Raw genomic sequence first — 8,037 nt, forward strand, 5'->3', positions numbered from 1 at the left:
CAATGAATTAATTGATAAACCGGTGATCAAATATGCAAAAGAAGGAGTTGTTTTTTTTAATAAAAAAAGCAACTATTAACAAGGCGATAATAGTAAAAATATCATATAACGCCCAATCTAACAGGAAGCCATTTTGTATTGACAACCAAGTGTAAAAATAATCAGATGATGAATATGAAACCATCATAACAAATGAACTGAGTAATAAGGTAGATTCCCTTTTAATTCCAAGTGAAAAAACAAAAGCATTGAAGAAGAATGCCATTAGAAATCCCCACATCATATATGCGGATAAAGAGAATAAACCAAAAAACTCAGTTAAAAACATGCATAACCTTTAAATTACTTAGGCTTGATAGGAGGAACAACTCCACCACCACGTTGAAGATCCGTTCCACTTGCCGCAGCCATCGCCTCTTGAGAGATACTTACTGTATCAGATTGTAGGGTTTTAGGGCTAGCAGTTTGTTCCATTGCAGGCTTTAATTGTTGCGTTTTATTGTATGCTTGCATTTGTACTTGGCTGTTCGCTGAAATTTGCATGTGATTAATCCTTTTGAGTATTAAATTTTTATTATTGGCGTAAATTTAAATCACACCATCTGGAGCAGTTACTAAATAACTGCTGTAACGTATTGCCTTCGTTGGTTAATTGACTCAACAACTCGCTTCAGAATAATAAATGCAAACGATATGCCAACTTTAAATTAATAGCATGTTAATTTAAAAATTATTTTATTTTACTCAAAAAAAAACGCATCGGGGTCACCGTGCGTTTTTTATCCTAGGGATTGCTCAAGCCACGTTTTTACAAGGGATCTCCATGCTATTACTTGGCTTATTACTTGGCTTTAACATATATTCCATTGCGACTTCATCACAGTTTTCTTTACGTAAACATAACTCACAATCTTTCATGACTTTTTCAGGTAAGCTCTCTTTGTTACAGAAACTAAACCGCTGATTTTCGAAAAAGTCAGGTACACGAGTCAGAACAATGACACGATTAAGTGCCAACTTTTTAGCTTTCACTAATAAGTGTTCAACCAGTTCTCGTCCCTGCCCCGTTACTGCGCTTTTAGGATCAATGCCTAATGAACGTATTTCAGCTAATCCTGTGTCGTAAATATAAAGTGAAGCACAACCCGATACCTGACCGTCTATCTCGGTTACAGCAAACTCATTAATTGAGTGCACCATATCACTTTTAGCTCGCGGTAAATTTTCGCCGACTGTTGCCCAGTGCTGTACGAGTTTAGCAATTGCTTCTACGTCATCTAAGTTGGCATCACGAACCGTTATTTGCTGTTTTTTTTTCGCGTCTTTCACCGCTTTACTTACTTGCTCTAATGATGTACCGCCAAGCGCTTGGCGTGCTTTAATACAGGCATCAATTTCAAGTACCGGATACACGTCATCTTCAAACACTGGATTTACTGATTTATACTGCTCTAGTGAAAGCTCCTCTAACGTTTTACCTTCACTAATAGCTAATTGTACCAACACCCCAACAATATGATGCCCTTCTCTGAACGGTACACCTTTAGCCACTAAATAATCAGCAAGTTCGGTTGCATTCGCGTGGCCACCTTTTGCCGCTGCAAGGGTTTTATCTGCTTTAACTTTTATACCTTTAATACACGCTTGTGCCATATGAATACACGCAAGCCATGTTGGCATGGCATCAAAAATGCCTTCTTTGTCTTCTTGCATGTCTTTATTGTAGGCAAGCGGTAGTGCTTTTAAGGTCATCATCATTGCGCTAAACGCACCAAACACCCGGCCAGTTTTACCACGAATTAGCTCTAATGCATCTGGGTTCTTTTTCTGCGGCATCAAAGATGAGCCCGATGTAACATTATCAGCCAGTTCGATAAACCCAGCTTCTCCTGAGTTATAAAAAATTAAGTCTTCAGACATACGCGATAAGTGGATCATAGAGATAGACGCGCAGCTTAATAGCTCAACCACAAAGTCACGATCAGATACACCATCAAGGCTGTTTTTAGTCGCGCCAGTAAATCCTAGCCCTTGTGCAAGTGCATGGCGGTCAATCGGGTATGCAGTGCCTGCAAGAGCGCCACTGCCGAGTGGGCAGTAGTTCATTCTTGCTTGGGCATCTTGTAATCGGCTTTCATCACGCTCTAACATTTCTACATAAGCCATACACCAATGGCTAAATAACACCGGTTGTGCACGTTGTAAGTGGGTATAACCTGGTAATATTGTGCCAAGCTCACGTTCAGCTAAGCCAATAAACTCTGCTTTAAGTTGCGCAATCGCTTTTAAAATATGATCGGCGGTATCGCGGCACCAGAGTCTAAAGTCGGTAGCAACTTGGTCGTTACGGCTTCGGCCTGTGTGTAACTTTTTAGCTAAATCACCTACTTTTTCAATTAGTGCAGCTTCAACATGCGAGTGAATATCCTCTGCACCTGAGGTAGCTACAGCCATTGGGTCTGCTTTTACCTCTTCAAGTAACTCATAAAGTGCCGATACCAGCTTTTTGTGCTCATCACTAGATAACACATTCACTTGTTCTAGTGCGCCAGCCCATGCAACAGAGCCAATAATATCTTGCTCTGCTAATTGATAATCGAAGGGAAGTGAATCGTTAAACTGTTTAAACGCTTCATCTGGACCCGTAGAAAAACGTCCGCCCCATAATGCCATGAAATCTCTCCAAACCCGATAATAGCCCCTTAATTCCAAGGGGCATAAAAAATTACTTTTTAGCTAATGCTGAAATTCTGCTTGATAGCGAGAATAAACGAATAAAGCCTTCTGCGTGCGATTGGTCATAAACATCGTCTTCACCAAAGGTAGCAAAATCTTCGCTATATAAACTGTTAGGTGATTTTTTCTGAACCCCTGTCACTTGGCCTTTATAAAGCTTAAGTACCACTTCGCCCGTTGCTAACGTAGAAAGCGCTTCTGCACCGGCTAAAATAGAATCTTTTAGCGGCGTAAACCAACGACCGTCATAGACTAAGTGTGAAAATTCACCACCGAGTACTTCTTTCCATTTACGGCTCGCTTTATCAAGTACGAGCTCATCAATTGCTTGAAGCGCTGCCATGATCACAGTACCGCCTGGCGTTTCATAACAACCACGCGATTTCATGCCAACTAAACGGTTTTCTACAATATCGACACGGCCCACACCATGAGGTGATGCAATATCGTTTAATTTAACTAAACAATCATAAGGTTTAAGCTCTTCGCCATTTACAGCAACTACTTCACCTTCAACAACCGATAAAGTGACGTGTTCAGCTTTATCAGGTGCTTGCTCTGGTGAGTTAGTCCAGGTCCATACCTGCTCACTTGGTTCACACCAAGGGTCTTCAAGTTCACCGCCTTCGTGAGAAATATGCCATGCGTTAGCATCACGACTGTAAATTTTAGTTGCTGACGCAGAACATGGAATGTCACGTTCAGCTAGGTAATCAAGCAATGATTCACGGCTTGATAAATCCCACTCACGCCATGGCGCAATCACTTTTAAATCAGGTGCGAGTGCGGCAAAACATGACTCAAAACGTACTTGGTCGTTACCTTTACCCGTACAGCCATGAGAAAGTGCATCGGCACCTACTTTACGTGCAATTTCAACTTGCGCTTTAGCAATGATTGGACGCGCCATAGAAGTACCAAGTAAATAAGTCCCTTCATATATAGAACCCGTTTTAAGGGTTGGGTAAATATAATCGCTTACCATCTCATCTTTTAAATCAACCACGTAACACTCAGATGCACCAGACGCTATAGCTTTAGCTTCTACGCCTTCAAGTTCTTCAGCGCCTTGGCCAACATCGGCAACAAAGGCAATAACTTCACAGCCGTAGTTCTCTTTTAACCATGGCACGATAGCCGATGTATCAAGACCACCAGAATAGGCTAAAACGACTTTTTTAATTGAACTCATAGGTGTTCCTTAACAAAATTTGGATTTAACAATGTAACTAATAGCGCATTTTGCGCATGCATGCGGTTTTCTGCTTGCTGTATAATTTTTGATGCAGGGCCATCCATTACCTCAGAGGTAATTTCAAACTCACGGTGTGCCGGTTGGCAATGTAATACCGTAGTTGCACCGGTTTTTTCTAACAATGCCTGATTTAATTGATAAGGCATGTATTTTTCTTTTACTTGCTCAAGCGGTGTAGTGTCTCCCATAGAAACCCAGGTATCAGCGTAAACAACATTAGCGCCTACTGCAGCCTCAACCCTGTCACTTACCATTACAGAAGCGCCATTCATCGCTGCTATTTGCTCTGCTTTTTTAAGTACTTGCGAATCAGGTGAGCTGCCTTTTGGTGTTACAGCGACAAAGTCTGTTCCTAAAGTAGCGGCTAATAGCATTAATGAGTGCGTTACATTATTGCCCTCACCTAGGTAGGCAAGCTTTAACTGGCTAACATCACCATGTACTTCTTGTAGCGTTAAAAAATCAGCTAATGCTTGGCATGGGTGATATAAATCACACAAACTGTTAATCACAGGAACGGATGAATACTCACCGAGTGTCGTTAACGTACTGTGCTGATTAACCCGCGCAACAATCCCGTCTGCCCAAGTCGAAATATTTAAGGCAAAATCTTTTATTGATTCGCGGGCGCCCATCGCGCCGTTTTGTTGATCAAGATAAACCGCATGACCGCCTAAACGGTTTATACCAATATCAAACGATAAACGCGTACGTAAACTTTGCTTTTCGAACAGAGTAACCACTGACTTACCAGCTAGCACTTGGCTATACTTTGCAGGGCTTTCTTTAATATCTTGCGCTAATTTTAATAAATTTAGTGCGCCTTGTTGGTCTAATTCTAGACCCGTTAAAAAATCTTTAAACATGTTCAACCTATGGTGTTACTTTAGTTCCGACATGCTCGCCTTGCAGCAAAGCAGTTAAGTTTTCTGGCTTTTGCCAGCTGGAAATGTACACACCGCGTCGTAAATGTTGGGCAGCGTGAAGACTGGTCTTAACTTTGACCTCCATCCCGCCCACAATTACTCCCTCTGCAATTAAAGTATCAATGTGTTTTGTGTCAAGTTGATGTAAAGGCTGCTTATTGGCATCAAGTACCGCCTCTACGTCCGTCATAAAAATAAGTTCTGCATTTAAATTATTTGCCATTGCGGCGGCTGCTTCATCGGCATTAACGTTGTATAACAAGCCCTGCTCATCAAAGCCGATAGAACTGATGATTGGTAACCGGCCAGCACTGAGTAAATCATTAATAATAGAATCAGCATTGTTGTGACATTGACCTACTTGACCCAATGCTTTTAATTTTTGCGAGGCGGTGATCCCTGCTTCATATAAACTTAACCCCACCGGCTTATGACCAACACTAATTGCTTGCGCCATGAGTTGTTTGTTTGCCGCACCCGCAAGGGCTCCAACAATATAAGGCATCTGTTCTTTAGGGCTAATACGTAAACCTTGGTGTTTAGCACTGGCAAAACCAGCCTCTTTTAACCAGCTATCAACTAATGAGCCACCACCATGCACAATCACAAACTGAGCATCATGTTGCTCATTAAGAACCTCAAAAAGCGCTTTAGCGGCATTTTCAGTATTGAGTACTGCGCCACCGAGTTTGATAACCCACGTTTTACTGCTCATCTAAACGCTCCTACTAAGCCTGTAGTGTGAGGCAAACCCATTGATAAATTAATACATTGCAAAGCCTGACCAGCTGCCCCTTTTAATAAGTTGTCAATTGCTGCCATTACTATTAACTGTGAGCCTTGCTGCTGCCACGCAATATCTACATAAGGTTGTTTGGCCACCCCTTTAATCGAAGGGATTTTGCTGCCAAGCAAACGAATTAATGGCTCATCCGCTAAGACTTGATACGCTTTAGCTACTTGCTCACTGGTCACACCCGGCTTTAATTGCACATAAATAGTTTCTAAAATACCGCGCGGGAAATTACCTAAATGAGGAGTAAATAACACCTCATGACATAGGTGCTGTTGTATTTCAGGCCCATGACGGTGATTAAACAAACCATAGGGTGCAAGTGATACCTCACAAAAATGCGTACCGATGCTGGCTTTTCGCCCTGCGCCAGTTACGCCAGAAACCGCATTAATAATAATTTTTTCATCACTCAACAAGCACGCTTGTTGCAGAGGCTTTAATGCATTTAATGCAGCCGTTGGATAGCAGCCAGCAACAGCAATTAACTGAGCATCAGTAATGGCTTTACTATTCCATTCAGCAAGACCATAAGCCGCTTGATTAAGTAGTTCTGGATGTTGGTGTTCAAAGCCATAATAAGTAACGTAATCATCATTACTTGCAAGACGATAGCCACCAGAAAGGTCAAATACCTTTTTGCCCATCGCTAAAAACTGAGGCGCTAAATCCACACTTACTTTATGATCGGTGCACAGACAAACGTAATCTGCTGAATGAGTGATATCAGCAAGTGCATGTTCATTTAGTGGCTGCAAAGGTAAATCAAGTAACCCTAAATGCTCAGGATACAATTCACTAAGCAATTTATGTTTATCTAAACTTTGCGCTGATACATAACAGCCAGTTAGTGAAAGCGTTGGATGTTTTGCTACTAAGCTAGCCAGTTCTGCGCCGCTGTAACCGCTGGCACCTATAATTACTACGTTCATTATTTACTCTTTATCTAAAATTAGTGACCACATTCCATGTTGTTTGTTTACACTAGGGTCTAACCCAGCCAAACAGATTAAATTTATGAGTGATAACTATCGTCGTATTATTTTCATGGCGTAACTTTAATATATTTATGCTTAAAAAGTGAATTGATATTCATCATAAATACTTTTATATTGTTATGCAATTAAAATGAATACTTATTTTGGTAATTTTTTATGTCTCTGCCGTCATTTATTTCGATGTACCAGCAATTGATTGCTGCCCCCTCTATCAGTGCCATTGAAGATCATTTATGCATGAGTAATAAAAGTGTCATTGAATTGCTAGCGCAATGGTGTGAAAGCTTAGGTTTTAACTGTGAAATAATAGAGTTAGAAGGCAACAAAGGTCGCTACAACTTATTAGCAAAACGTGGTCAAGGCGACGGCGGTTTAATGCTAGCAGGCCACACTGATACAGTGCCATTTGATGATAGTCGTTGGAATCACAACCCATTTAAATTAACCGAGCTAGATAATAAATTATATGGCTTAGGTAGCATTGATATGAAAGGTTTTTTTGCTTTTGTACTGCAGGCTATTAGCGAGCTTGATGAAAAGCAACAAACACAACCAATTTTAATATTAGCCACCGCAGACGAAGAAACCACTATGGCTGGCGCACAACAAATCTGTAAGCACCCAAATTTAAAGCCAAGTCGCTGTATTATTGGTGAACCTACTGATATGACTCCGGTATTTACTCATAAAGGTCATATGAGTACAGCAATAAGAGTTGTCGGCCGTTCAGGACATAGCTCAGATCCCGAACGGGGTCTTAACGCCATCGAAGTGATGCATAAAGTGATTACAAAATTGCTAATCTTAAAAGAACAACTTAAGAATAAATATTCAATAAATCACTTTGAAATTCCTCACCCAACGCTCAATTTAGGTAATATTCATGGGGGCGATAATGCAAATCGGATTTGCGGTTGCTGTGAAATGCACATTGATATGCGCCCTCTTCCTGGCTTAAGTGTACAAGAGCTACAAGCATTGCTGCTTGATGCAACCTACGATATAAATCAGCAATACCCTAATTCGGTCAGTGTGATTGATTTACATGAGCCAATTCCAGCATTTACAGGAAGCACAGACAGCGCGTTAGTTAAACTAGCCGAAAATATAGCAGGGCAAAAAGCAGTGGCTGTTAATTACTGTACTGAGGCACCATTTATACAACAACTGGGTTGTGAAACCATCGTCATGGGACCGGGTTCAATTAACCAAGCGCATCAGCCCGATGAATATTTAGCGATGGAAAAAATAAAGCCTTCGCAACAAATTATCAGCAACCTCATAAAGGCGAGTTGCTTTTAATCAGTAACAAAAAAGACGCTATTAAGC

The 8,037-nt window shown here is 41.0% G+C and carries 7 protein-coding genes; 1 reads left to right on the plus strand and 6 read right to left on the minus strand.

All coding sequences use genetic code 11. The annotated features are described in order from the left end of the window. Positions 1-342: 342 nt before the first annotated feature. The 6 genes from P20311_RS10755 to argC form a co-directional block, all read right to left on the minus strand. A complete protein-coding gene (locus P20311_RS10755; protein WP_008112648.1) occupies positions 343-543 on the minus strand; it encodes a hypothetical protein in 201 nt (66 codons plus the stop codon). 252 nt (positions 544-795) lie between these two features. Next, positions 796-2,673 carry an argininosuccinate lyase gene (gene argH, locus P20311_RS10760; protein WP_008112649.1) on the minus strand — a complete coding sequence of 626 codons (1,878 nt, stop codon included), beginning with the start codon at positions 2,671-2,673 and terminating at the stop codon, positions 796-798. A 52-nt stretch (positions 2,674-2,725) separates the two neighbouring features. Continuing rightward, complete coding sequence (locus P20311_RS10765; protein ID WP_008112651.1) at positions 2,726-3,928, minus strand: argininosuccinate synthase; 1,203 nt, start codon at positions 3,926-3,928, stop codon at positions 2,726-2,728. Continuing rightward, positions 3,925-4,857 carry an ornithine carbamoyltransferase gene (locus tag P20311_RS10770; RefSeq protein ID WP_008112653.1) on the minus strand — a complete coding sequence of 311 codons (933 nt, stop codon included), beginning with the start codon at positions 4,855-4,857 and terminating at the stop codon, positions 3,925-3,927. The genes P20311_RS10765 and P20311_RS10770 overlap by 4 nt, the downstream gene beginning before the upstream one ends. 7 nt (positions 4,858-4,864) lie before the next feature. Continuing rightward, a complete protein-coding gene (gene argB / locus P20311_RS10775) occupies positions 4,865-5,632 on the minus strand; it encodes an acetylglutamate kinase (protein WP_008112655.1) in 768 nt (255 codons plus the stop codon). Further along, complete coding sequence (gene argC / locus P20311_RS10780) at positions 5,629-6,642, minus strand: N-acetyl-gamma-glutamyl-phosphate reductase (protein ID WP_008112657.1); 1,014 nt, start codon at positions 6,640-6,642, stop codon at positions 5,629-5,631. Before argC ends, argB begins: the two co-directional genes overlap by 4 nt. A gap of 222 nt (positions 6,643-6,864) precedes the next feature. Between argC and argE the strand changes: the two genes are divergently transcribed. Beyond that, complete coding sequence (gene argE, locus P20311_RS10785) at positions 6,865-8,010, plus strand: acetylornithine deacetylase (RefSeq protein ID WP_036985082.1); 1,146 nt, start codon at positions 6,865-6,867, stop codon at positions 8,008-8,010. Positions 8,011-8,037: the final 27 nt, after the last annotated feature.

The organism is Pseudoalteromonas sp. BSi20311 (genome assembly GCF_000239875.1).
GTDB lineage: Bacteria > Pseudomonadota > Gammaproteobacteria > Enterobacterales > Alteromonadaceae > Pseudoalteromonas.

What these genes read in the sequence shown, in the direction of transcription:
- P20311_RS10755 (WP_008112648.1), bottom strand. Translation starts at nt 543, where the DNA reads ATGCAAATTTCAGCGAACAGCCAAGTACAAATGCAAGCATACAATAAA.
- argH (WP_008112649.1), bottom strand. Translation starts at nt 2,673, where the DNA reads ATGGCATTATGGGGCGGACGTTTTTCTACGGGTCCAGATGAAGCGTTT.
- P20311_RS10765 (WP_008112651.1), bottom strand. Translation starts at nt 3,928, where the DNA reads ATGAGTTCAATTAAAAAAGTCGTTTTAGCCTATTCTGGTGGTCTTGAT.
- P20311_RS10770 (WP_008112653.1), bottom strand. Translation starts at nt 4,857, where the DNA reads ATGTTTAAAGATTTTTTAACGGGTCTAGAATTAGACCAACAAGGCGCA.
- argB (WP_008112655.1), bottom strand. Translation starts at nt 5,632, where the DNA reads ATGAGCAGTAAAACGTGGGTTATCAAACTCGGTGGCGCAGTACTCAAT.
- argC (WP_008112657.1), bottom strand. Translation starts at nt 6,642, where the DNA reads ATGAACGTAGTAATTATAGGTGCCAGCGGTTACAGCGGCGCAGAACTG.
- argE (WP_036985082.1), top strand. Translation starts at nt 6,865, where the DNA reads ATGTCTCTGCCGTCATTTATTTCGATGTACCAGCAATTGATTGCTGCC.